This window comes from Shewanella sp. AS1, assembly GCF_021412565.1.
Taxonomy (GTDB): Bacteria; Pseudomonadota; Gammaproteobacteria; order Enterobacterales; family Shewanellaceae; genus Shewanella.
Genome location: NZ_JAKCLJ010000082.1, coordinates 1 through 288 on the forward strand (window position 1 = coordinate 1; position 288 = coordinate 288).

The window sequence follows — 288 nt, forward strand, 5'->3', positions numbered from 1 at the left end:
GATCGAGGCCGCCGATATCGTCGGATTCGACACGCTTTGTGACGGCGACGAGCCGATGGCTGCGCGCCTCACCGGCATGTCGTTCGCATTCGGCGATGAAGCCGTCTACCTGCCTCTTACTCATGACTATCCAGGTGCCCCGAAACAGCTAGATCTTTCCACCGCATTTGCGCTGCTGAAGCCGTGGCTCGAGCGGGCGGACTGCAGAAAGGTCGGCGAGGACGTGAAGTTCGACACCCACGTCCTCGCAAACCACGGCGTGCGCCTCGCGGGCTGCGTGCACGACAC

General features: G+C 62.8%; 1 pseudogene. It reads left to right on the forward strand.

The annotated features are described in order from the left end of the window. Positions 1–288, forward strand: a pseudogene (locus tag LZP69_RS16145) (DNA polymerase I); the annotation flags it as partial.